The 23,725-nt window shown below is 72.4% G+C and carries 20 protein-coding genes; 8 read left to right on the top strand and 12 right to left on the bottom strand.

Annotated features, from left to right (window positions below; genetic code table 11):
• Positions 1-122: 122 nt before the first annotated feature.
• Together Q5762_RS17335 and Q5762_RS17330 are read right to left on the bottom strand one after the other, a co-directional pair.
• Positions 123-1,745 carry a phosphodiester glycosidase family protein gene (locus Q5762_RS17335; protein WP_315893015.1) on the bottom strand — a complete coding sequence of 541 codons (1,623 nt, stop codon included), beginning with the start codon at positions 1,743-1,745 and terminating at the stop codon, positions 123-125.
• Between the two features lie 335 nt (positions 1,746-2,080).
• Positions 2,081-2,620, bottom strand: coding sequence for a DoxX family membrane protein (locus Q5762_RS17330; RefSeq protein WP_315893014.1), 540 nt, complete (start codon positions 2,618-2,620; stop codon positions 2,081-2,083).
• A gap of 222 nt (positions 2,621-2,842) precedes the next feature.
• Here Q5762_RS17330 and Q5762_RS17325 point away from each other — a divergent pair, with 222 nt between their 5' ends.
• Entirely contained in the window at positions 2,843-3,469 is a 627-nt protein-coding gene (locus Q5762_RS17325) for an HdeD family acid-resistance protein (protein WP_315893013.1), read from the top strand.
• A 120-nt stretch (positions 3,470-3,589) separates the two neighbouring features.
• Positions 3,590-4,012, top strand: a complete 423-nt coding sequence (locus Q5762_RS17320; protein ID WP_315893012.1) for a DUF350 domain-containing protein — start codon at positions 3,590-3,592, stop codon at positions 4,010-4,012.
• A 67-nt stretch (positions 4,013-4,079) separates the two neighbouring features.
• Here Q5762_RS17320 and Q5762_RS17315 read toward each other — a convergent pair whose 3' ends face one another.
• Both Q5762_RS17315 and Q5762_RS17310 read right to left on the bottom strand, forming a co-directional pair.
• Positions 4,080-4,565, bottom strand: a complete 486-nt coding sequence (locus Q5762_RS17315) for a hypothetical protein (protein WP_315893011.1) — start codon at positions 4,563-4,565, stop codon at positions 4,080-4,082.
• Positions 4,566-4,629: 64 nt separating this feature from the next.
• Complete coding sequence (locus Q5762_RS17310) at positions 4,630-6,171, bottom strand: glycoside hydrolase family 71 protein (protein ID WP_315893010.1); 1,542 nt, start codon at positions 6,169-6,171, stop codon at positions 4,630-4,632.
• A 445-nt stretch (positions 6,172-6,616) separates the two neighbouring features.
• Here Q5762_RS17310 and Q5762_RS17305 point away from each other — a divergent pair, with 445 nt between their 5' ends.
• On the top strand, positions 6,617-8,092 hold the full coding sequence (locus tag Q5762_RS17305) for a sugar transferase (RefSeq protein WP_315893009.1): 1,476 nt from the start codon (positions 6,617-6,619) through the stop codon (positions 8,090-8,092).
• Between the two features lie 21 nt (positions 8,093-8,113).
• Here Q5762_RS17305 and Q5762_RS17300 read toward each other — a convergent pair whose 3' ends face one another.
• Positions 8,114-9,082: a GDP-L-fucose synthase gene (locus tag Q5762_RS17300; protein ID WP_315893008.1), complete on the bottom strand. Its 969-nt coding sequence runs from the start codon at positions 9,080-9,082 to the stop codon at positions 8,114-8,116.
• 125 nt (positions 9,083-9,207) lie between these two features.
• On the opposite strand from Q5762_RS17300, the gene gmd reads away from it, so the two are divergent.
• The 3 genes from gmd (at position 9,208) to Q5762_RS17285 (ending at position 13,900) form a co-directional block, all read left to right on the top strand.
• On the top strand, positions 9,208-10,221 hold the full coding sequence (gene gmd, locus Q5762_RS17295) for a GDP-mannose 4,6-dehydratase (RefSeq protein WP_315893007.1): 1,014 nt from the start codon (positions 9,208-9,210) through the stop codon (positions 10,219-10,221).
• A gap of 186 nt (positions 10,222-10,407) precedes the next feature.
• Positions 10,408-13,131, top strand: a complete 2,724-nt coding sequence (locus Q5762_RS17290; RefSeq protein WP_315893006.1) for a DNRLRE domain-containing protein — start codon at positions 10,408-10,410, stop codon at positions 13,129-13,131.
• Between the two features lie 79 nt (positions 13,132-13,210).
• Entirely contained in the window at positions 13,211-13,900 is a 690-nt protein-coding gene (locus Q5762_RS17285; protein ID WP_315893005.1) for a hypothetical protein, read from the top strand.
• Positions 13,901-13,999: 99 nt separating this feature from the next.
• Here the strand turns inward: Q5762_RS17285 and Q5762_RS17280 are convergent, their stop codons facing one another.
• Together Q5762_RS17280 and Q5762_RS17275 are read right to left on the bottom strand one after the other, a co-directional pair.
• Positions 14,000-15,136 carry a glycosyltransferase gene (locus Q5762_RS17280; RefSeq protein ID WP_315893004.1) on the bottom strand — a complete coding sequence of 379 codons (1,137 nt, stop codon included), beginning with the start codon at positions 15,134-15,136 and terminating at the stop codon, positions 14,000-14,002.
• Positions 15,133-15,669 carry a WcaF family extracellular polysaccharide biosynthesis acetyltransferase gene (locus Q5762_RS17275; RefSeq protein ID WP_315893003.1) on the bottom strand — a complete coding sequence of 179 codons (537 nt, stop codon included), beginning with the start codon at positions 15,667-15,669 and terminating at the stop codon, positions 15,133-15,135. Before Q5762_RS17275 ends, Q5762_RS17280 begins: the two co-directional genes overlap by 4 nt.
• Before the next feature lie 158 nt (positions 15,670-15,827).
• Between Q5762_RS17275 and Q5762_RS17270 the strand changes: the two genes are divergently transcribed.
• A complete protein-coding gene (locus Q5762_RS17270; RefSeq protein ID WP_315893002.1) occupies positions 15,828-17,357 on the top strand; it encodes a hypothetical protein in 1,530 nt (509 codons plus the stop codon).
• Here Q5762_RS17270 and Q5762_RS17265 read toward each other — a convergent pair.
• From Q5762_RS17265 to Q5762_RS17255, 3 genes are read right to left on the bottom strand one after another with little or no spacing between them, the layout of a single operon-like run.
• Positions 17,330-18,574 (bottom strand): hypothetical protein, encoded by a 1,245-nt coding sequence (locus Q5762_RS17265; protein ID WP_315893001.1) that lies wholly within the window; start codon positions 18,572-18,574, stop codon positions 17,330-17,332. The genes Q5762_RS17270 and Q5762_RS17265 overlap by 28 nt on opposite strands.
• A complete protein-coding gene (locus Q5762_RS17260) occupies positions 18,571-20,322 on the bottom strand; it encodes a lipopolysaccharide biosynthesis protein (RefSeq protein ID WP_315893000.1) in 1,752 nt (583 codons plus the stop codon). The genes Q5762_RS17265 and Q5762_RS17260 overlap by 4 nt, the downstream gene beginning before the upstream one ends.
• Positions 20,319-21,524: a glycosyltransferase family 4 protein gene (locus Q5762_RS17255; protein ID WP_315893034.1), complete on the bottom strand. Its 1,206-nt coding sequence runs from the start codon at positions 21,522-21,524 to the stop codon at positions 20,319-20,321. The genes Q5762_RS17260 and Q5762_RS17255 overlap by 4 nt, the downstream gene beginning before the upstream one ends.
• A 196-nt stretch (positions 21,525-21,720) precedes the next feature.
• Between Q5762_RS17255 and Q5762_RS17250 the strand changes: the two genes are divergently transcribed.
• Positions 21,721-22,212 carry an adenylyltransferase/cytidyltransferase family protein gene (locus Q5762_RS17250; RefSeq protein ID WP_315892999.1) on the top strand — a complete coding sequence of 164 codons (492 nt, stop codon included), beginning with the start codon at positions 21,721-21,723 and terminating at the stop codon, positions 22,210-22,212.
• On the opposite strand, the gene Q5762_RS17245 is transcribed toward Q5762_RS17250, so the two are convergent.
• Complete coding sequence (locus tag Q5762_RS17245) at positions 22,193-22,921, bottom strand: CDP-alcohol phosphatidyltransferase family protein (RefSeq protein WP_315892998.1); 729 nt, start codon at positions 22,919-22,921, stop codon at positions 22,193-22,195. The genes Q5762_RS17250 and Q5762_RS17245 overlap by 20 nt on opposite strands.
• 89 nt (positions 22,922-23,010) lie before the next feature.
• Positions 23,011-23,709 (bottom strand): ABC transporter ATP-binding protein, encoded by a 699-nt coding sequence (locus Q5762_RS17240; protein ID WP_315892997.1) that lies wholly within the window; start codon positions 23,707-23,709, stop codon positions 23,011-23,013.
• Positions 23,710-23,725: the final 16 nt, after the last annotated feature.

Here is a 23,725-nt window from a genome sequence, read left to right as displayed (position 1 = left end):
ACCGTGGTGAAGCACGCGCGTCACCGTGGTCCCGCGACGCCGCCCCTCGCCCAAGGTTCCGGCGAGGGGCGGCGATGCGACGGTTGCGTCGGCGGCCGTCCGTCCGTCCGTCCGTCCGTCCGTCAGGGGCGGACGAGCAGGACGTTGCCCAGGGAGCGCTGGCCCGTCGCGTCCGAGGGGCGGTTGACGATCCCTCCGCGCGACGTGGCCAGGACGCTGGAACCTCCGCCGTCGAGGTTCATCGCCTCCTGCGCGCCGAGCTGCCTCATCAGCTGGGCGGTCTCGGCGATGCCGAGCCCCTCGCTGTAGCCGGCCTGGCGGCCGTCGACCACGACGAGCATCAGCCTGCCCCGGTCGTCCACGCCGACCATGGAGCGCGGGTTGCTGCGCAGGGTCCAGTTGTACGTGAAGGTCTGGTCCGTGCCCTCGCGGATGATGCCGTCCCGCTGGGCGTTGACCGACACCCGGCCGTCCTGGACCAGGGTCGGGCCGACCTGGAGGATCGTGGTGTCCGCGGTGAGCGGCACCACACGGCCCAGGCCGTCCTTCACCTGCTCGGTGAACGTCAGCGTCTCGCCCACCACCGCGTGCTCCAGCAGCCACTGCGCGCTGTCGCCGATCGCCTGGAGGGTCGACCCGCCGGCGGGCACGCTCGCACCGCGCGAGGCGTTCACCGCCGTGACCCGCCCGGTGGAGTCGAGCACGGCCTCCGCGCCCGCACCGGCCGGCGGCTTCCCCCATTCCGGGGTGAACCGCACCAATTCGCTGCTGTCGGTGCACTTCAGGTCGTGCTGGGGCTCCTGGGTCGGCTGGTCGCCGCCGACACCGCCGCAGTTCCAGACGTCGCCGGGGATCCGGTTCACGCCGTCGACCTCGACGCTCTCCGACCCGGCCCGGAGCGTCACGTGGGCCGTGAAGGTGTCCACGTCGAAGGCCCGTCCGCCCTTGGTCACCTTGAGGCCCGCCCGGCCCTGGGTCGCGGAGCCGAGCAGCTTGCCGTCCTTCACGTACAGGCCGCCGGGAGCCTGGTTGTAGAACCACTGGCCGTTGATGCCGGCGATGGCTCCCGACGAGGCGATCAGGTCGGTCAGCTTCTCCGTCCCGTTCAGTGTGGGCCCGAAGTTCGTGGCCACGCTGCCCTTGAACGTACGGAAGTCCAGCTTCAGCGCGTGGACCTTCTGCGGGGCGTGCCGGTCGGTGCCGTCCTGGGCCGTGTAGCGCGTCCCGCCCGCGAATCCGGCGGCCTTGACCCGGCTCAGCTCCGCGGTCGCGTCGGCGAGCTCCGCGTGGCGGCCGATCCGCACGGTCCAGCCGAGCGTTCCGGGCCGGTGGTCGGCGAAGGCCGGGGACTCGACCTCCTCGACGCGGGGCTCGAACCCCTTGGCGCGCAGTGCGGTGGCGACCTGGTCGGCGGTGGCCCGGGGGCCGAGCGCCGTCCCGGCGGTGGCGAGCGGCCCGTCGGGGGTGGCCGGGAGATAGACGTGGACGGTCCATCGGTCGTCGGCGTCCTGTTCGCCGTACGTCATCGTGGTCAGGGTCACTCCGGGCGCCACCGTGGTGCTCACCGCGGGGGCGCTGGGGAGGAACCAGCGCGGGTCGTTGGCGACGGCCGCGGCGACTGCCGGGGCTGCTGCCGGGGCGGCGGAAACGGAGGACCGCGGAGGCGCCGCCGCGACCGGCGAGGCCGCGGCCGTGCCCAGTACCGTCGCGGCCGCCGCCAGGAGGGAAAGGGACTTGCGCTGCATGAGCGTCCTTCCGTCGTAGGAACGTAAGGCAAGGCAAAGCGCAGTCAGTTGCCGGAAGGTGACTCGTAGTCCAACAGACGAGGCAGCTCGGTGGAAGGCTCCGCTCCGATGTGCCGGACGGCGCGTTTCGGCCGCACCCGCCGTCCCGGCTCACACATCGTCATCACGAGCGAACACGCGAAAGGTTGCGCCCACTGGAGTGCCGGAACGTTCGTCCTGGGCCCGGCGAACGGCGAAACGGCAGCGCGGCGCACAGCGGCGCGGCACCCCGCCGTGAAGGCGGGGTGCCGCGCTGTGGGGTCGGTGCTGTGAGGTTCTCTTCGGTCGCCGGCGCGTCAGGCGGTGCTCTCCTCCGCCTCCTCCGCCGCGACCGCCCGGGACTGGGCCCGGCGGCCCACGACGGCGGCGGCCGCGAGGGCGCTGCCGACGAAGGCGGTGGCGACGACCCAGGGACGGTCCACGACGTGGCCGGTGGCGTGGTCGAGGGAGTAGCGGCCGGCGCCGGCGACGCCGATGGCGGCGGCCGTGAAGCCGAGGAAGGCGGGGTACTCGTAGCCGCCGCCCTGGGCGAAGAACCCGGCGGGAAGGTGGACGGCGACCGCGCCCGCCATCGCTCCGGCCGCGGCGGCGCCGGCCGCGGGGGTGGCCAGGCCCAGCGCCAGCAGGAGCCCGCCGCCCGCCTCGCCGAGGCCGGCGGCGATGGCGCTCTCGCGGGGCGGGTGGAAGCCCATCGCCTCCATACCCTTCGCCGTGGCCTCCACGCCGCCGCCCCCGAACCAGCCGAAGAGCTTCTGTGTGCCGTGCGCGGCGAGGACGGCGCCGGTGCCGACCCGGAGGACGAGGAGCCCGAGGTCGCGTCGGTTGAGGGTGGTCATCTGGGTCTCCCTGGACGGGGGCGGAGGCGTACGTCTTCCACTGTCGCCGCCCTGGGCGCCGACGCCTTCGTGTTGTTGCTCCACTTGGGGACCGTTTTGCGGGCTTTGTTCCGTACTGCTTGAGTGGGAGGGCTTCTGCCGCGCTCGGAAGCAGGCCGCAAGGAAAAGGTCCGAGCGCCTCAGTACGTACGCGACACCGCTCTGAGCGGACGGGAGTGTTCCATGACGCAGACTCACCACAGCTCCTCCGACTCCGACCCTTATGGCGGCGGGGACCGGGACGTTCCGCCCGGGCCGCTCGGTGTGCTGGCCGGCGCGGCATGGCAGGCGCTGCTCGTCGCCGGGCTCGCCTCGCTCGTGCTCGGTGTCCTGGTGCTTGTCTGGCCGGGTGCCTCGCTGTTCGTGGCCGGTGTGCTGTTCGGCCTGTATCTGCTCTTCAGTGGCGTGATGCAGCTGGTGGCGGCCTTCGGCACGCACGCCTCGACGGCGCTGCGGGTGATGGCGTTCATCAGCGGCACGCTGTCGGTCCTGCTGGGCCTGTTCTGTTTCAAGGGCGCGACGCAGTCGATCCTGCTCCTGGCGCTGTGGATCGGCATCGGCTGGCTGTTCCGGGGGATCACGCAGACCGTGGCGGCGGCTTCCGACCCGGGGATGCCCGCGCGTGGCTGGCAGGTCTTCCTCGGGATCGTCAACGCCCTCGCGGGCGTGGTCCTGATCGTCTCCCCGCTCGAATCCGCGGCGGTGCTCACCGTCCTCGGCGGCGTGTGGCTGCTGGTCGTCGGCGCCGTCGAGATCGTCACCGCGTTCCGGGTGCGCTCGCGGGCGAAGGACCTGCCGCCGGGCCTCTGAACCGTATGCCCCGGTCGTGGGCCCCGGCCGCCTGGCCGGGGCCCACGGCGCATGCGCTACATTTTGCCGGTCCTTGACCGCGATCATTCACGATCACACTCTCCTCGGAGCCGGCAACCCATGAGCGACATCGTCAACGGCCTCGGCCGGGCCACCGCCTACGGCGCCCTCGGCGTGGTGCTGCTGATACTCGGCATCGTCCTGGTGGACGTCCTCACGCCGGGGAAGCTCGGGCGCCAGATATGGCAGGAGCGGAACCGCAACGCCGCGACCCTGCTCAGCTCCGCGCTGATCGGTATCGGTGGCATCGTCTTCACCTCCATCTGGACGACGTACGACGACTTCGGCAAGGGCCTCGCGTCGACGGCCGCCTTCGGTCTGCTCGGCCTGGTCATGATGGCCGTGGCGTTCCTGGTGGTGGACCTGGTCACGCCGGGCAAGCTGGGCGCCACCCTGGTCGACCCGCAGCCGCACCCGGCGGTCTGGGTGACGGCCTCCTGCAACATCGCGGTCTCCGCGATCGTCTCCGCCTCCATCGCCTGAGCCGAGGCGCCCAGCCGGCTGCCCGCCCGGCCGGTTGCCCGCCCGGCCCGCTACGCTCGGCGGCCCGCTACGCGCGCGGCGCGCCGCCGAGCGGCTCCACTTCCAGGAACCGTCTGCGGCGCGGCCCCCGGTAGAGCAGCGCCTCCCAGCCGAGCCGCTCCAGCGCGGGCACGCAGGCGCCCAGGGCGGACTCCTCCTCCTGGGCGGCTCCGCCACCGGGCGGCCCCACCCACTCCACGACGGCAGTGCCGGGCCGCTCCCCTGCCGTGACCCGATAGCCCGTCGCCACCCGCGTACCCGAGGCGTCGAGCGCGGAGGGCGTGAACCCCGCCGCCTCCAGGGCGAGCGCCACCGCCCGGACCGGCCGTATCCGCTCCCACTCGGCGGGCCGCCGCCCGGGATCGCCGACGCCCCCGCCGCCGGTCAGCCGCCTGATCTGGCGCAGCCCTTCGACGGCCGCCCGCACCTCACGTGACCGCTGCTCCACGTCTCCCGCGGGCAGCGGCGGGTCGTCGCCCGTCGCCGCCTCGAAGGTCCCCCGGTTCGTCGTCATGTCCCCACGGTAGGACCCGGCACTGACACCCCCTCCGAGGCCGCCCCGGGGGGATGGGCCATGATCAGCGCCGGCCGCGCCCGCTCGTCACCGCGTAGTACTGCAGGTCCTGCCGGTCGACCGGCCGCCGGACCGGATAGCGGCTGGTGACCGTCGTCGTGGCCGTCCCGGCCCGCACGGCGGTCGCGGAGCTGTGTCCGGTGCGCAGGGGGAGCAGCCTGGCGTGCACCCCACCGGGTGCGCGATAGCCGGCCGACGTGGACCCCGTTCGCGTACGGACGTCGGCCGGGGCGGTGAGGAAGGAGAGCACCTCGACGGCGTCGCGGGGTGTGGCGGTGCCCGCGCGGGGCCGTATCACCCGGGGCTGGCGTGCGGTCGGCGGGACGTCGTCGACGAACTGGACGCGCGAGGTGAGGTAGAGCGTGTCGCGCAGGATCTTCGGCCAGGTGCCGGTCTTGAACCGGGTCAGGTAGTAGGAGGAGAGGTCCAGGTAGGCGTGGCCGTTGTGGAGCGAGGGCGCGATGTGGGTGCCCTCGCTGTAGTCGTTCCAGGTGGTGAGCTGCACCCAGTCGGCGTCGGAGTCGATGGCCGCCTCCCAACTCGCCCGCAGGGTTTCGGTGTTGCCCGCCTCGTCGTAGACGCCCTGGTTGGGGCGGGCGTCCTGGACGGAGACCGGGTGCATCCAGACCTTCCCGAGCCGGTGGGCCCGGGCCGCGTCGGCCCCGGCGCCGGCCTGCCGGCCGGGGCTGCGGGCACCCCACTCCGCGAAGCCGTGGCTGATGGGCGCGTACCGCTCCCGCTCGGCGGTGAAGTCGAGGAAGAGCGGGACGAGCGCGGTCCTGATGCCGTGCCGGGTCTCCAGTTCGCGCATCGCCGTCCGCCACCAGTCCGGCTCCTTCTCCTCCGCCTTGAACGGGGAGACGACGAGCCGGCCGTCGGGCAGCCGGTGCGCCGAGGGGTGCCGGGCCAGTCGCGCGAGGAAGTCGGCGAGGGAGGCGGGGGTGGCCGTGGCGAGGGCCGTCATGTCGGGCATGAGCTGGATCCGGAAGCCGGGGTCCTCCTCGTGCGCGGCCTGGAGCAGCAGTTCGGCGCGGTCCCGGTGGCGTCCGGTCTCGGACAGCAGGTCGAGGGTGAAGCCGTCGAGTCCGGCGTCGCGTGCGGTCCTGACCTCCTGGCGCAGATGGGCGAGTTCCCAGTTCCCGGGCTCGGGCGCGGCCGGGAGCGGGCGGTCGCGGAGCAGCCCTCCGTAGGCCCGGTGCTTGCCCTTCTCGCCGTCCGGGGTCAGGTAGTTGCGCGTGTAGTAGTCGCGTTCGGCGGGCTCGTTGTCGAGGGAGAGGGGGTACGGGGTGAAGTAGTGGGCGAAGACCAGCCTGTCCGAGCGGCGCAGCTGGCCGGTGGGCGGCAGGTCGAAGGGGAGGGCGGTGCTGTACGCCTTCGGGGGCCCGGCGGTCGGCCCGTCGGGGACCTCGGGCGCGTCGGCGCGGAGGGCGCCCGCCGTTCCGAGGCCGGCCCAGGCGCCGAGGAGCAGTGCTCCCAGGGTGACGCCCGGGAGGAGCCTGCGCCGTCCCGGAACCCGATGGGTTCGGCCTGAAGACCTGTCAGCCATGTGCGGTCCTCGGGTTGTTGGGAGCTGCTCTGCCGCGGGGGGCCCCGCGCGGGACTGGCTGCAGTACAGCCGATGACCGGCGGTGGAACAACCACCGTCGGGCCCGTGGCGACCGGGCACGGACCGTGACGAGCGATGTGCTTTCCGCCACATCCGTGGCGCTCTCCCCCGGCGTTGACGCCGGCCCCTTCACCCCGCCCCCGCCTCTTCTTCACACGGCCTCACGTGCGTCAACTCCCGTTGGGCGGACGTATGATGCGGGCGGCTGTGACGAGACCGGCCACGATGTCACGAGATGAATGGGCCATCACCTTCTGAGGTCGTTCGCGTGAACTGCAGCGGACGTGCGCGCGTATGTCGTACTGTTCCGCCGTTGCGACGCTTGTTCATCGATCAGGGGGTCGACGAACAAGATGGCGAACGTCGACACGTGCCTGGGGGGTACATGTGGCATGCCCGCACAACTGAGACCAACTCCACCGGAACCGCGCCTGGTTCACCGACCGCCGCGACGCGCCCTCGCGCGAAGGCGGGCTGGTATCCGGTCGTCGCGCTGACCGTCGACGCCCTGGGGGTGGGCGCGCCGGTCGCGCTGATCCTCCGGGTCGAGCGCCAGCCGTACGTCTACGCGAGCGCGCTCGTCGCCGCCCTGTCCTGGGTCGCGGTGCGGTCACTGCGCCGACGGTACGCGCGGCGTGAACTCGGTGAGTCCCGGGGCAGTCTGCCCGTACTGCACGACTGGTTGATCCTGCTCGGCGTGCTCGCCGTCCTGCGGGCGGCCGCCGATCTGCACCACCCGGCGCTGCTCTGTCTCGCGGCGCTGCTTCCGGCGCCCGTACTCACCCTGGTGTGCACGAAACTGACCTGGCATCACCTGGTGGCGGCGCGGCGCGAGGCGCAGGTGGTCACGCGCGTACTGGTCCTCGGTGAGCCGTCGGCCGCGGGTGACGTCGCCGAGCATCTCGCGGGCCGGACCGAGCACCCGTACGTGGTGGTCGGCGTCGTCGCGATCGGCGAGGGCCCGGTCCGCACGGGCGCCCCGGTGGCCGCACGCCTGGGCGTCCTGCCACCCGAGGCAGCCGACGGTGACACCTGCCATGTCCTCACCGCTGCCCGGGAGTTGGAGGCGGACGTCGTCCTCGTCACGGCCGGCCCCCTGATGTCCGGCGAGCGGCTGCGCCGGCTCTCCTGGGGCCTGCACGACGCGGGGACCGAACTCGCCCTGGCGCCTGGCCTGGTGGAGTGCGCGGTCAAACGTCTGGAGACCACGTCGGCGGCCGGGCTCGCGCTGCTCCGGGTCGCTCCGCCGCTGCGCAGCGGGGTCCAGCCGGTCCTGAAGTCGGTCCTCGACCGGGCGGGCGCGGCGCTCGGGCTGCTGTTGCTGTCGCCGGTGTTCCTGACGATCGGCGCCGCCGTACGGCTCGGCTCGCAGGGTCCGGTCTTCTACCGACAGGTCAGGGTCGGCCAGGGCCGGGCCCCGTTCGTGATGTGGAAGTTCCGCACGATGTTCCTGGACGCCGACGCCCGCAAGGCGGAGCTGGAGCGGGCGAACGAGCACGACGGGCCGATGTTCAAGATGCGCCGGGATCCGCGGGTGACCCGGGTGGGCCGGATGCTGCGCCGCACCTCGCTCGACGAGCTGCCGCAGCTGATCAACGTACTGCTGGGTTCGATGTCGCTGGTCGGGCCGCGCCCGCCGCTGCCGGAGGAGGTGGCGCGGTACGGGGACGTGGAGCTGCGCCGGCTCGCCGTACGGCCGGGGATGACGGGGCTCTGGCAGATCAGCGGGCGTTCGGACCTGTCGTGGGACGAGACGGTGGAGCTCGATCTGCACTACGTGGACAACTGGTCGTTCACCAGCGATGTGGATGTCATGGCCCGTACGTTCCGCGCCGTCGTCGACGGTCGCGGAGCGTACTGACGGGCCGGCCGCCGCATGCGATCAGTGCTGGTCCCGCCACCAGGCGTAGGTGGCGGCGATCCCGTCCGGCAGGGCGACGGCCGGCTTCCAGCCGAGACCGGTCAGCCGGGACACGTCGAGGAGCTTGCGCGGGGTGCCGTCGGGCTTGCTCGTGTCCCAGGCGATCCGCCCCTGATAGCCCGTCACCCCACCGATGGTATCGGCCAGTTCGCGGATCGTGAGGTCCTCGCCGCAGCCGATGTTGACCGGCTCGTCGCCGTCGTAGCGGTCCAGCAGGACGGCGCAGGCGGCGGCGAGGTCGTCGACGTGCAGGAACTCGCGGCGCGGGGTGCCCGAGCCCCAGAGCCTGATCTCCTCCCTGCCCTCCTCGCGGGCCTCGTGGAAGCGGCGGATCAGGGCGGGCAGGACGTGCGAGCTCTCCAGGTCGAAGTTGTCGCCGGGGCCGTAGAGGTTGGTCGGCATCGCCGAGATGTAGGCGGCGCCGTACTGCTTGCGGTACGCCTGGACCTGCACGATCCCGGCGATCTTCGCCAGCGCGTAGGCCTCGTTGGTGGGCTCCAGCGGGCCGGTCAGCAGCGCGTCCTCGGTGATGGGCTGGGGGGCGAGCCGGGGATAGATGCAGGACGAGCCGAGGAAGAGCAGGCGGCGGACGCCGGCGGCGTGCGCGCCGGCGACGACGGCGAGCTGGATCCGGAGGTTCTCCTCCAGGAACTGCACCGGGTACGTGCTGTTCGCCATGATCCCGCCGACCTTGGCGGCGGCGAGCACGACGGCGTCGGGGCGGGTCTCGGCCAGGAACGCGGCGGTCCGCGCGGCGTCGCGCAGATCGAGCTCGGCGCGGGTCCGGGTGATCACCTCGTGCCCGTCGGCGGTGAGCCGGCGAGCTATGGCGGAGCCCACGAGGCCGCGGTGTCCCGCGACGAATATCCGGGCTCGGTCCGGCAGGTACGACGTCGATGCGCTCAGGGCGGCGCTCGTCGATTCAGTCATGGCCTGGATCATGCCAGGCCCACCGGGGCCGCAGTACCTCAGATCAGGAATTAAGGCCTGTACCACACCATATCCGCATGACACGGACCGGCTGGGGGCCGGTCCGTCAGGGAGGGGCACCACGCATGAACAAGACCGCACTCATCACCGGCGTCACCGGGCAGGACGGCTCGTACCTGGCCGAACTGCTGATGTCCAAGGGCTACACGGTGCACGGCCTGGTCCGCCGCTCGTCGAGCTTCAACACCGAGCGGATCGACCACATCTACCAGGACCCGCAGCAGGCGAACCGCTCCTTTGTCCTGCACCACGCGGACCTCTCGGACGGTGTGGCGCTGGTGAACCTGCTGCGCGAGATCCGCCCCGACGAGGTCTACAACCTCGGCGCGCAGTCCCATGTGCGGGTCTCCTTCGACGCCCCGCTGTACACCGGTGACGTGACGGGCCTGGGCGCCCTGCGGCTCCTTGAGGCGATCCGGGCGAGCGGCATCGACACCCGGATCTACCAGGCGTCCTCCTCCGAGATGTTCGGCGCGACCCCGCCGCCGCAGAACGAGCAGACCCCGTTCCACCCGCGCAGCCCGTACGGCGCCGCCAAGGTCTTCGCGTACTGGACGACGGTCAACTACCGTGAGGCGTACGGCATGTTCGCCGTGAACGGGGTGCTCTTCAACCACGAGTCGCCGCGCCGGGGCGAGACCTTCGTGACCCGCAAGGTCACCCGGGCCGTCGCCCGGATCAAGGCGGGCCTGCAGGACCGGCTCTATCTGGGCAACCTCGACGCCGTACGGGACTGGGGGTACGCCCCCGAGTACGTCGACGCGATGTGGCGGATGCTCCAGCGGGACGAACCGATGGACTACGTGGTCGCGACCGGAGTCCCGTCGACCGTACGGCAGTTCGTGGAGACGGCGTTCGCGCACGTGGGGCTCGACTGGGCCGAGCACGTCCGGTACGACCCCAAGTACGAGCGCCCCAGCGAGGTGGACGCGCTGATCGGCGACGCGAGCAGGGCGCGGGACACCCTTGGCTGGAAGGCCACCGTCCAGGTGGAGGAACTGGCCCGGATCATGGTCGACGCCGATGTCCGGCTCGTGGAGGACCAGTTGGCCGGCGCGACGGTACGCATCGACCGCTGAGCTGCGGCTTCCGGCCCGCGCCTGGCCCACGGGGCTGTGGCGTCCCCGGCGGCTGCCGGGTCGGAAGGTACCGGATTGGTCAAGTGGCCTTGTCCGGTTGTGACTTCGTCGTACAGTTCGCATTCATCACATGGCAGTTGCACCACTTCACGCCACATTGACTGGGCTATCACGCCTGGGGGGAACATGCGTAGATCCTGGGGGCTCACTGCTGCCCTCGTCCTGACCGTCGCGGCCGGAGCCGGGGGCTCGCTGGCTCCGACGGCCGCGGCCCTGACGCCGCCGGTGGCCTTCACCGCGGACGATCTGCCGACCTGGCAGACCAACGGCGTCGTCTGGGCGCTGGCCGAGGCGAACGACACCGTCTTCGTCGGCGGCACCTTCTCCGAGGTGCGCCCGCCCGACGGCGGCAGCGGCGCCCCGAAGAGCGCCGTGAACTTCGCGGCCATGGACGCGGCCACCGGCGCGCCCACCGACTGCACCCTCTCCTTCACCGTCGGCAGCGGCACCGCGACCGTACGGACCCTGGTGGTCTCACCGGACAAGAAGACGCTGTACGCGGGTGGTTACTTCGGCGCCGTCAACGGCACCCCGGTCTCCAGCCTCGCCGCGATCGACATCGCGACCTGTACGCCGAGGGCCGCCTTCACCCCGAGCTTCCCCGCCACCGTGCGGGCGCTCGCCGTCACCGACACGACCATCTACGCGGCCGGTGACTTCGGCACGGTCGAGGGGCAGACCCGGCAGCGGTTCGCGGCCATCACGAGCGCCGGCGCGCTGCTGCCGTTCAGGGCCGACGCCGACGAACCGGGCCGCGCCGTCGAGGTCACCCCGGACGGGCAACACGTCCTGCTCGGCGGCGACTTCTTCACCGTCAACGGCGCCAACTCGCACGCCCTGGCAGTGGTGAACGCCACGACCGGCGCCGTCACCAAGGCGTACCCCAACGGCTGGATCCCGCAGAACTCCGTCGTCAAGGACATCGAGACGGACGCCACCGGCTTCTACACCGGCAACGAGGGCACCGGCGGCGGTGTCTTCGACGGCCGGATAGCCCTGAACCTCTCGGACTTCGGGCAGCGCTGGCGCGACACGTGCCTGGGCGCCACGCAGGCCGTCCGTTCGTACCAGGGCGTGCTGTACAGCGCCTCGCACGCCCACGACTGCGCCAGCGTGGGCGAGTTCCCCGACGGGCGCCGCTACCACCTGCTCGCGCAGCCGACGACCTCGACCGGGAAGCTCGGCTGGTTCCCCGACACCAACGACGGCATCGGCGAGGGCATCGGCCCGCGCGCCTTCACCATCTCGGGCAGCGGAGCGACCAAGTTCCTCTGGGTGGGCGGGGAGTTCACCACCACCAACGGGGCTCCCGCGCAGGGTCTGACCCGCTTCGCGTCCGGCCCCGACACCGGCGCGCCGACCGTCCCGGTCGCGAGCGCCGCCGCCGTCGGCCCGAGCGCGGTCCAGGTCCGCTGGCGTTCCAGCCTCGACCTGGACGACTCGAAGCTGACGTACAAGGTGTACCGCAACGGCTCCGCGACCCCGATCGCGACCGTCCAGGGCGACTCGCTGCACTGGTCCCGCCCCCAGGTCTCGTTCAAGGACACCGGCGTGGTCCCGGGCCAGACCTACAGCTACCGGGTGACCGCCGGGGACGCGGCAGGCAACACCAGCGCCCTGTCGGCGACAGCCACCGTGACCGTGCCGACCTCCCCGGAGCCGTACGCCTCCCGGGTGATCGCCGACGGCGCCTCGCTGTACTGGCGCTTCGACGAGTCGACCACGCCGTACGCGGCCGACTCCTCCGACGGCGGCGACAACAGCGGTCTGTACATCAACGCCCCCGCGCTGCGTCAGACTCCGGGCGCGGTCTCCGGCGCGTCCACGGCCGTCGCGCTCAACGGCACGGACGAGCAGATCCACAGCGACCGGCGGCAGACCGTCACCGGCTCCTTCACCATCGAGACGTGGTTCAGGACCACCACGAACCGGGGTGGCAAGCTGATCGGCTTCGGCAACAACACCACGCGGAACAGCACCAGTTACGACAAGCACCTGTACATGACGAACAGCGGCAACGTCGTGTTCGGCGTGTACAACGGGTCGGCGCGCACGCTGACGTCCCTCGGCTCGTACAACAACGGCGCCTGGCACCACGCCGTGGGCACCCAGGGACCGGAGGGCATGCGGCTGTACATCGACGGCAAGCTCGCCGGCTCCAACAGCGTCACCACCAACCAGCAGTTCGACGGCTACTGGCGCGTCGGCGCCGACAACCTCGGCAGCTGGCCGCTCCGTCCGACGAGCACCTTCTTCGCCGGCCAGATCGACGAGGCCGCCGTCTACCCGTCGGCGCTCACCGGCACCCAGGTCGCCCAGCACCACAGCCTGGCGTCCGCCCCGGCCGACACGGTCACCACGGTGACGGCCACTGAGGACACCTACGCCAACGCGGGCGCCCCCGGCACGAATTACGGCACGTCCAGCTCGCTGGCGATCCGCGGCACCTCGGCGTACGAGTCGTACCTGCGGTTCCCGCTGCCCGCCGCTCCGGCCGGCAAGGTCCTCAAGAGCGTCCGACTCGCGGTGAAGACGACCACGATGACCGGCGCAGGCTCGACCGACGCCGTCTCGGTCGTGCCGGTCACGGGGGCATGGGCCGAGGACACGGTGACGTACACCAACCGGCCCGCACTCGGGGCGAGTTCGATCGGGACACTGAGCGGGGCGGTGGACGGTTCGACCGTGTACTCGGCCACGCTGGACACCTCGGCGGTGACGGCGGCCCTCGGCGGCTCGTACAGCCTGGCGCTGACGAGCACCGGGACCGACCCGCTGTGGCTCTGGTCGTCCGAGGCGACGGCGGCGGAGGGCACTCCGCAGCTGGTGCTGACCTTCGGCGCGCCGTAACCGGTCGCCGTACCTCCATCACCGGACGAGGGGCCCGCGAGACCGGGTCCCTCGTCCGACGTACCACGGGAGTTCCCCCATGCGTCGACCTCTTCACCGGCGCCCGGCAGCGGCGGCGGCCGTCCTCGCCGCGCTGCTCGCCCTGACCGCCTGCTCCTCCGGAGGCGAGGGGGGCGCAGAGCCGCCTCGCGAGTCGAAGGCCGCCGGGCCCACCCGTTCGGCCGCCGTGCCCGACCGGCAGGCCGAAACCGTTCCCACCGGTCCCACTCCGTCCGCGACCAAGGGTCCGACGGTTCCCGACTCCGAACTCAAGCCGGTCACCGGGTCGTTCACGGCCACGGAGAGGAAGTATCTGAGCGGGCGGGTGCCGGAGAACACGGACCCGGCCGCCGTGCTCCAGACCGGCCAGGAGTCCTGCCAGCGCCTGAGCCGCACCGCCAAACGGGACAAGGACGCGGCCGTCGGCGCGATCATCGCGGGGGACATCCCCGATGCCGAGGGGGTGATCACCCACCTGTGCACCGATCAGATGCCGCTGCTCACGACCGCGAGGACCGGCTTCGGCGAGGGCACGGTCACGGCGCCCAAGGCGGGGACCTACCGCGCCCTGACCACGAATCCGGCCTGCGCCTGGCAGGCACTCGGCGCCGACGGCAAGGTCCTCGCAGAGGGCCCCGCGCCCGGGTCCGCAGGCAACGTGCGGGCGAATGTCCCGGCCGGGGCACGGGAGTTCACCTCCAGCGGGTGCTACGCCTGGCTGCCCGCGTAGCCGGTCGTACGGGGTAGGCAGGCGTACGGCGTAGCCAGGCGTACGGCGTAGCCAGGCGTACGGCGTAGCCAGGCGTACGGCGTAGCCAGGCGTACGGCTCTACGAGCGGGCGGCGGGCGCCGTCGCCCGCCCGTAGACCCCGAGCAGCGTGTCCAGGACCGCGTCCATCGAGAACGCCTCGGCGGCCAGCTTCCGGGCCGCCGCCGACGCGGTCTCGTTCGCGCCCGGCTCCAGGAGCGCGCACACGGCCGGAGCCAGGCCCGCCGCGTCCTCGACCACCCGGCCGGCGCCGGCCTCCGCGATGTCCCGGGCCAGTCCGTTGGAGGTCGTCACGACAGCGGGGGTGCCGACCGAAAGCGCCTCCAGTACGGACATCGGGAACGGCTCGGCCACCGACGGCAGGACGTACACGTGCGCCCGGCGCAGCTCGTCGAGCATCCGCTCGGACGTCAGCGGACCCGGGCGGCTCACCCGCTCGCCGACGCCCAGCTCGGCGACGAGCGCGTCCACGGCCGCCCGCTCGCCCTCGTCCGGTCCGGCGAGGACGAACGTGGCGTCGGGGTGGTGGCGCAGGATCTCCGGGACGGCCGCCACGAAGTCCGTCGGCCGCTTCCGGGCCTGGAGCCGGGCGGCGTACAGGATGCGGGGCGGCCCGGTCGGCGCCGGGCGCGGCTCCTGCGCCGGTACGCCGTTGACCAGGCGTACGGCTCCGCTGAGGGGGCCGCCGACGACCGCGTCCAGGTCCTTGCGCTCGCGGTCCGTCAGATACAGGACGGCCGAGGCGCCCCGCAACACCCGGCGGACGGCGACCGCGTCCAGGAGCTTGGCGAGCGGTCTGTCGCTCGGGTCGACCATGCCGTGCGTCTGGAGCACCAGGGGGCGACCGGCCCGCAGCGCGGCGAGCGCGACGGGCAGGGTCACCAGGTCGCGGGCGAGGTGGACGTGGACCACGTCGGCGTCCTTGACCAGCGCGCCCGCCCCGGCGAGCAGCGCGGGCGAGGTGATGCCGCTGAAGCCCAGCGGGAGGATCGTACGGGCCGGGTAGAGCCGGGCGGGCACGCCGTCGACGTCGGTCGGCAGGGCGCCGGGGAAGCCGTCGCCGAGGGCGGTCAGGCGCACCTGGTGACCGCGTGCGGCGAGTCCCCGGCCGAGGTTCACGGCGACCCTGACCGGGCCGCCGAAGGCGTGGGTGGGGCTGTGCAGCGTCACCGCGTGCAGCACCCTGAGGCCGCTCACGCGGGCACCGGGACGGGGCGGCGGCCCTCGGCCGTGTGCAGGGTGAGCTCCGGGAGGTCCTTGTGGAGCGTCGTACCTGCGGCGACGACCGCGTGCCGGCCGACGGTGACGCCGGCGAGGACGGTGGCGCGGGCCGCGACCCAGGCGCCGTCCTCGACCGTGATCGGGGCGTTGCGGTAGCGGAAGTCGGCGGCCCGGTGGTCGTGGCCGCCGGTGCACAGCAACGCCTCCTGGGAGACGCAGACATGGGCGCCGAGGGTGATGGGCTCCAGGTTGAGCAGCCAGGCGCCCTCGCCGATCCAGGTGTGGTCGCCGACGGTCAGCTTCCACGGCCACAGGACCCTGACCCGGTGCCGGATGAGCACGCCGTCGCCGATGGTCGCGCCGAAGGCCCGGAGCAGCGCGACCCGCAGCCGGGCCGGGCAGAACCAGGCCATGAAGACCGTGTTCATCACCGCGAACCAGAGGGCCTGCGTGAGTCTGCCGCGGCCCTTGTCGTATCCGGCCAGCGTGAACGCCGGGAGATTTCGCATGAGTTCACCCCCACCGGCGCCTCCCCAGGCGCCTGGCGTTCAGACTAACGGTTGCCGGGAGGTGACAGGGGGGCGTCGCTAGACTGGCGCGAAGTGAGGGGCCGGGGTGGGGACTTCGACGTCCGGGGAGCCGTGGCTTCCTGGCTCCAGGGGGCGGCATGACGACCGATGCACGCGGTACGGAGACCCAGGCGCGGGCCGAGACCGGGACCGGGACACGGACCGCGACGGCCGCGCCTGCGCCGCTGCTGCTCGCGCCCGCCGTGTCCCCGCGCACGCTGCTCTCGCGGGCGCTCTCCATCCCGCTCGTGCTCGGCTTCACGGTGTTCCTGCCGCTGCTGGTGGCGATCCAGCCGGGTGCGGGCGTGCACGACGCCGCGTACTACCTCCAGATCGCGCTGACCATGTACGCGGGGGCGCGGCTCTCGGCGATGATCCTCACCAACCGGCGCAAGCTGCTTCAGGGTTCGTTCTGGCTCTTGGTCTACATGGCGATGGGCGTGGCACCCCTCGCCCAGGCGGTCCTGGGCCGGGTGCCGACGCCGGTGGTGGGTCCGCGCTCCGATCTGACCACGGCGGTGGCTCTGGTCCTGGTCGGCTGCGCCGCGTTCGACGTGGGCGCCTTACTGGCCCGGGGCCGCTCGGGAGCATCCCAACGCTCCGAGGGACGACCGGCATTGGTGCACCGGCGACGGCTGTATCTGCTCGTCCTGCTGGCGTTCGTGTGCAGTGGCCTGTTCGTCGTCAAGCTCGGCGGGCCCGCCGTGTTCTTCTCCAGCCGCCAGGAGATCATCGCGGGGATCGAGGAGGCGGGCGTCTCGCAGGCCGACTCGCAGGCCGGGCAGGCGTTCCTGCGCGGCTTCGGCACCGTCCCGGCGCTCTTCGCGCTCCTTGTGTACTGCCGCTGGCTGGTGACCTCGAAGCGGGCCAGACGCCGGCCGACGGTGCTTGCCGTGTTCCTCGCGCTCGTCCTGCTCAACGGCGTGGTGAACAACCCGATCTCGAACCCGCGTTACTGGTTCCTGACGGTGATGTTCTCGCTGCTGTTCACCGCCTTCCCGGTGAGCGCCGCGATGTACCGGTCGGCGCTGAGCCTGGGGGTGGTGATGGCGCTGATCGTCTTCCCGTTCTCCGATCGCTTCCGGTACGACGAGAAGAACTACCGCCCGGTGGAGACGACGTCGGTCCTGGAGCCGTTGGCGCTGAAGGACTACGACCAGGTGGGCATGTTCGCCAACACCATCACGCTGGTGAACTCGGGGAGCCGGCACCGGTACGGCCGTCAGCTGGCCGGTTCCGTCTTCTTCGCGGTGCCGCGTTCGGTGTGGCCGGGCAAGCCGCGCGACACGGGGGTGATGGTCGGCCAGTGGATGGGGACGGTGAACACCAATCTCTCCTCCCCCGTCTGGGCCGAGCTGTGGATCGACTTCGGGGCCGTGGGCATGGCGGCCGGGATGACGGGGCTCGGCTACGCGGCGGCCCGCGTCGACGGCCGGTTCGCCCGCCGGGGTACGCGCAGGGCGCCGCCGGGCAGCCTGATCTCCCTGGTCGTACCGCTGGTGGCGGGGTACTCGTTCATCCTGCTGCGGGGCCCGCTGCTGCAGGCCTCGGGCCGGGTGGCGATCGCCCTGATCTGCATCGCCCTGGTGACCACCTGGCGTCAGGACAAGGGCGCGGCGCTGCGCTGACCGCCCTGCCCCGACGGGGTGGGCTCGGGGCGGGTGCGGGCCACGCGCGTCCAGGCGGCGACGGCCTTCAGCGCGGAGCCGGCCGCAAGCCCCCAGGCGACGCCGACGGCCCCGCCGAGGAGGTACCCGCCGCCGAGCATCAGGGCGACCGAGAGGAGCGAGAAGACCACCTGTACGGAGAGGGTGGCGCGGGGCCTGAGGACGCGCAGGGTGACCAGGGCGCAGGTGCCCGCCGCCATCACCGCGTACTGGCTGCCGGTGGCGGGGAGCAGTTGGGAGGCGGACTGCCAGGTGGCGCCGAGCAGTTGGCGTCCGAGGTGGTCGGGAAGCGCGTACAGGACCGCGGCCCAGGCGAGCGCGACGAGGGCGAGTACGGCGGCGAGCGCGGCGGCGGCCCGTACCGTGGCGCGGCGGGAGCCGGCCCTGCCGAGCAGCGGCGGGCCGAAGGCGTTGACCGAGGTGAGCAGCGTGTTGAGCGGACCGAAGAGGGTGGTCGCGCCGCGCAGCGCGCCGACGAGGGCCGGGCTCGCCAGGATGCCGAGCGCGAGGACGGCGAGCTGGCTGGAGGCGTTGCCGACGGCGAACTCGACGGCGAACCGGCGGCCGAGGTGGCCCTTGCGCAGATAGCGGCCGGGGCCGCCCGGCAGGTTCCGTACGGAGGGGCACAGGAGGGCGAGCCCGAGGAGGGCGGCGGGCAGCGCCGAGAGGCCCCACACCAGGACGAGCCGGGCCGGTGAGCTGCCGCCCGGCTGGAGCAGCAGAGCCGGTACGGCGCAGGCGAGCCGGAGCAGGTCGGCGGCGAGGGCCAGGTGCGGACGGCGTAGGGCGGAGAAGGCGTAGCGCAGACCGTCCTGGACGAGCACGACGGGCAGAACGGCGCCGAGGGCGAGCAGCGCGTGCCCGGTGACGCCGCCGATGACGGCTCCCGCCGCCAGCAGGAGGACCCCGGCGGCCGTGGAGGCTGCGGCGGTGAAGGTGACGGCGGACCGGGCCGCCGCGCCGACCTCGGGCGCCTCACCCTTCTCCAGGACGACGCTCTGCCCGACGTACGCCGCGCTCAGGCCGAGGAGGACGGTGAAGACGATGTACACCATGGAGAAGGACGCGAAGCCGTCCACGCTGGAGGCCCGGGCCGCGATCACCAGGACGGCGATGTTGGTGAGACTGGCCGCCGCCTGGTCCAGGACCGAGACGGCGACGGTGACGGCACGTCTCAACGGTCGCCCGCGCGGATGTCGCGGCCGGCTGCCGGGCCGGTGCGCAGGTCCTCGGCACGGAGCGAGCGCAGGGCGACGGTGTCGGAGCCGTCGCCGAGCAGGATCTGCTCGGGCTCGGCGGCGAACTCCTCGGTCCCGGGCGGGGGCGGGTACGAATGGCCCCCGCCGGACCCGCGTCGGCCGCCCTGCTTCTTGGCCGCGCGGCGGCGGCGTCGGCCTGAGGTGTGCACGACGGCGCCGAGGACGGTGCCGCCGGCGCCCGCTATCAGTTCGCGGATGCGCTGGAGGTCCGTACGGTGGACTCCGCGCGGGTCGCAGACGACGAGGACCCCGTCGACGCGGTCGACGAGCGCGAGGGCGTCCGCGTAGTTGAGGACGGGCGGGGCGAGGACGACGACGGTGGAGTTCGGCGAGTCGGCCTCGGCGATGAGCCGGGAGACCCGGGGGCCGGTGAGGGCCCGCGCCACGTTCCGCACCCGCTCGCCGGGCACCAGACCGAAGGAACCCGACTCACCCGCGTCGACGGAGAGTTGGCGCCTGCTGGGCCAGCCGCCCTCCTCGTTCTCCCGGCTCTCCACCGGGCTGCTCCAGCGCGGCGCGGCCGCCGCGTGGGCACGGAGCCGGCCCTTGAGCGTGGGGTCGCGCAGGTCGGCCTCGATGAGCAGGACGTCCTTGCCGGTCTCGGCGAAGGAGGCGGCGAGGTGGGAGGCGACGGCGACGGCGGCTTCGTTGGAGCCGCGCGGGGCGACGACGAGGAGGCGCCGGCGGTCGGCGAACCGCTGGTCGTAGGCGAGCCGGAAGGCGACGGAGCGGTACTCCTCGGCGACCCGGGCGTCGGTGTGGTCGTCGGCGAGCAGGACGTCGGTGGCGCCGCGGGGCAGCGTGCCGAGGACGGGGGCGCGGACCGCGCGGGCCACGTCGCCCGCGGAGCGGGGCGCGGGGTCGAAGACGAGCCGGACCCAGGCGGCGAGCAGGCCGAGCGCGATGCCGACGAGGGCGCCGAGGCCGAGGCTCATGGGCAGTCCGGGGCCGTCGGAGTAGCCGGGGGCGGTGGCGACGCGGATGACGGTGCCGGGCGACATGTCGAGGGACTTGAGCTGGCTGATCCGGGCGTCGAGTTCGTTGATGCGGTTGAGCAGGTTGGTCTTGACGCTGTATTCGGCGTCGCGGGCCGCCCCGTCGGGCATCCGGTCGAGTTCCTTGGTCTTCTGGTCGTGCTTCTTGGCGACCTCGTCGAGCTGCCGCTGCTGTCCGGCGAGCAGGGTGCCCCGCAGGTCGGTCCACTGCTTCTCGCGCAGGCCCAGATAGGCCTGGGTGACGGCGTTGGCGCGGTCGGCGGCGGCCTGCGGCGTGTCGGCGGTGTAGGTGAACTGGAGGACCTGGCTCTGGGGCGGGTTGGTGACCTGGAGGTCCTTCTGGAGCCGGCCGATGGTGCCGGTCCAGCCGAGTTTCCTGGCGGCCTGTTCGGCGACGCTGCTGCTGAGCGCGGTCTGCCGTTCGGACCCCATGTTCAGGGTCTTGTCCTGGGAGATGCTGGGGTTGAAGGGGTCGTTGACGGGGGCGCGCAGCACGACCTGGCTGGTGGCGACATAGGTGTCCGCGTTGGACATCCCGAACCAGACGCCGCCGAGCAGGCCGATGCCGATGCCGGCGCCGATGATCGCGCGGTAGCGCAGGAGTTGGCGGAACTGGTCGCGCAGCAGCTCCGGTTCGTCGTCCTGCACCGCGGTGACGTGCGAGTGTGTCACGTGCCCGGACCCCCCAGAGCCTCGTCGATCAGTGCGTCGATCCGGGCGAGGCCGGCCGCTCGGGTCAGATGGGCCTCGACGTGGCGTGGCCCCTGCGCGCCGAGCGCTTCGGCGGCCGCCGGGTCCCCGCCGAGTCTACGGATCTCGGCCAGCAGCGCGTCGGGATCCTCCGGAGGTACGAGCACCCCGGCTCCGGAGCGCAGCACTTCCTGGGCGGTGCCGCCCTGGGCGGCCACGGAGGCGACGACGGGGCGTCCGGCGGCGAAGTACGAGGTCAGCTTGGACGGCACGCTCATGTCGAGGACCGAGGCCCGCTGGGTGACGGCGAGGACATCGGCCGCGGCGAGGGTGTCGGGGAACTCGTCGTCGCCGACGGGTGGCATGAAGTCGAGGTTGGGGATTCCGGTGCCCGACTGCTCAAGGTGCGCACGCTGGTTGCCGTCGCCGAGCAGGACGATCCTGATCTTCGGGTCGCGTCGGGCCGCCTCGACGAGGACGTCGAGCCCCTGCTTGAGGCCCATGTTCCCGGAGTGCAGGACGACGGTCTCGCCGTCGCCCCAGCCGAGCCGCTGCCGGATCTCGGCGCGGGGCGTCGAAGGGCCGGTCACATGGGACCAGTTGGGGACGATGCGGATGCGGCGGCGCTCGACACCCATGGCGGCGACCTTGTCCACGAAGGTCTCGTGGATGACGCCGACGAGCGCGGCCCGGCGCAGCGCGTACGACTCCGCGCGGGCGGCGAGGGCGGCGGCGCGGTCCCCGCCCCTGATGCCGCTCTGCGCGGCGGCGGCGCCCATCAGGTCCTGGACGACGGGGACGTACGGAACGCGCCAACGGGCCGCGAGGCGGGCGCCGATGACGCCGCCGGCCAGGCTTGGCATCTGGGCGAGGACCGCGTGGGGCCGGGCCATGTCCGGGGGTGTGAGGAGTCCGTGGGCGAGCACGCTGGCCTCGAACGTGGCGCGCTTCAGGGCGGTTTGGCGGGCGGGGACGGTGTGGCGTCTGCGGTGGACGACGACCCCGGCCCGCTCCTCGGTCCGGCGCCAGACCCTCGCGTACGCCGGGTCGAGGGACCACGAGGGGTAGTGCGGCATGCCGGCCAGGACGTGGGTCTCGTGACCGCTCGCCGCCCAGTGCTCGGCTATCTGGGTCGCGTAGGGACCGATGCCGGCGTGCTCGGGTGCGTAGTTGGTGGACACCATCAGCAGCCGTCTGCGCGCGGCCCGTGATCCCAAGTCAGCGCCCCTCGCCGTCACTTCGCTCACGCGACCGCCCCTCTCCCCCGTGACGCGAACCCGACCTCACCCTAGTCGTTCACCCACTCTCAACGGAACGTGCACGCTATCGTCGGAACTTCTTCGCGCTGGGGAGCGCGAACGTACCTGGGGGGTTTCGCTCATGACCGCAGGAAGGCCGTATCGCGTCGGCTACGCACCGGGGGCCTACGACCTCTTCCACATCGGGCATCTCAACATCCTTCGCCACGCGCGCAGTCAGTGCGACTACCTGGTGGCCGGGGTGGTCTCGGACGAGATGGCGGAGCTCGCCAAGGGCCGGCGCCCGGTGATACCGCTGGTCGAGCGCCTGGAGATCGTGCGCAACGTGAAGTACGTCGACGCGGCGTTCGTGGAGACGGTGCCGGACAAGCTGGAGACCTGGAAGCAGGTCCGGTTCGACGTGCTGTTCAAGGGTGACGACTGGCGCGGTACGCCCAAGGGGGAACGGCTCGAGCGGGACTTCGCCGGGGTGGGGGTGGAGATCGTCTACTTCCCGTACACGATGCACACCTCCAGCACCCAACTCCGGCGCGCGCTCGACCTCTTGACCCAGGAGACGACGACGGAGACGGCCGTCGGCGGGGCCGGTGGTGTCAGCGAGGGGCTGCGCTGAGTTCGCGGAACCACTTGGCGAGGAAGGCGAGCAGGAACAGCGCGCTCGCCGCGCCGAGTGCGGTGTAGGTCCAGCGGAACGCCGTTCCGCCGCCGAGGAGCAGGAAGACCAGGCAGAAGACGCCGTGGTCGACGGGGAGCAGCGCGACCGCCCGCAGGGTGGAGGGCTGGGCGGGTGGGGTGCCGGGCGCCGGGCGGGGCTTGAGCTTCTCGGTCAGCAGACCGCCGAAGAAGGTGACCACGGCGGCGAGTTGGAAACCGAGCGGGACCAGGAACCAGGCGTCGGCGTCCGTGCCGAAGTGGCCGGGGTGGCGGTAGAAGGCGATCAGTACCGCGAGGTGCAGCGCGGTGATCTTCGCGCAGTCCACGACGTGGTCGAGCCACTCCCCCGCCGGACTGCCGCCGCCGCGCAGCCGGGCGAGCTGCCCGTCTGCGGAGTCGAAGGCGAATCCGACGGCGAGACCGAGCCAGACCAGCAGGCCGAGCGTCCAGGACGGGGTCCCGAGCGCCAGTCCGGCGACGGCGGCGAAGCTGAACACAGCGCTGATCAGGGTGACTTGATTGGGGGTCAGTCCGGCGACGTACGAGCCGGCCGCGAGGAGGCGCCCCACCGGGCGGTTGACGAACCGGGAGTAGAGCGAGACCCCCTTCGCGGACTTCTGGGCGGATCTCAGCTCGGTCAGCGCGGCGCCGATCGTTCCCGTTCCCACGAACCCCCCCGGGTCGTTGTGCGAGTTTCGTACTTTTGTACGTGATGGCGCACATCATGGCACTACCGGGGGGCCCGGGGTGGCTGGTCCTACGCGTCCACCGCCTCCGCGTGACGGTTCTCCTTGATCGTGATCCGGCCCTTGCGGATCGTCGCAAGGCGCGGGGCGCGGCGGGCGATGGCGCTGTCGTGGGTGACCATCACGAAGGTCAGGCCGTGCTCCTTCCAGAGCCCTTCGAGCAGTTCGACGATCTCGTCGCGCATCGACTCGTCGAGGTTGCCGGTCGGCTCGTCGGCGAGGAGTACCTTGGGCCGCTTCACCAGGGCGCGGGCTATCGCGACGCGCTGCTGCTGTCCACCGGAGAGCTCCGACGGCAGATGCGCCCGGCGCTCGCCGAGACCGACGGACTCCAGCGCCTCGGCCGCCATGGTGCGCCGCTCGCCCGCCTTGATGCCCATGGGGACGAGCGCGGTCTCCACGTTCTCCTGGGCGGTGAGGGTGGGGATGAGGTTGAAGGACTGGAAGACGAAACCGATGTTCTGGCTGCGGACGGCCGTCAGCCGGCTTTCCGGCAACTTGGCCAGATCGACGCCGTCGAGGACCACGCTGCCGGACGTGGGCCGGTCGAGGCCGCCGAGCATCTGGAGCAGCGTGGACTTGCCGCCGCCGGTGGGTCCCTGGATGACGAGGCGGTCACCCTCCCTGATGGTCAGGTCGACGCCGGCGAGCGCGTCGACTCTCTCCTGGCCCCTGCGGTACTGCTTGGTGACGCCGGTGAGTTCGTACATGGTGCAACTCCTGCGA

This window comes from Streptomyces sp. P9(2023) (assembly GCF_032436795.1).
GTDB lineage: Bacteria > Actinomycetota > Actinomycetes > Streptomycetales > Streptomycetaceae > Streptomyces.
The sequence above is the reverse complement of the archived record's forward strand: the minus strand, read 5'-3'. Positions and strand labels throughout refer to the sequence as shown.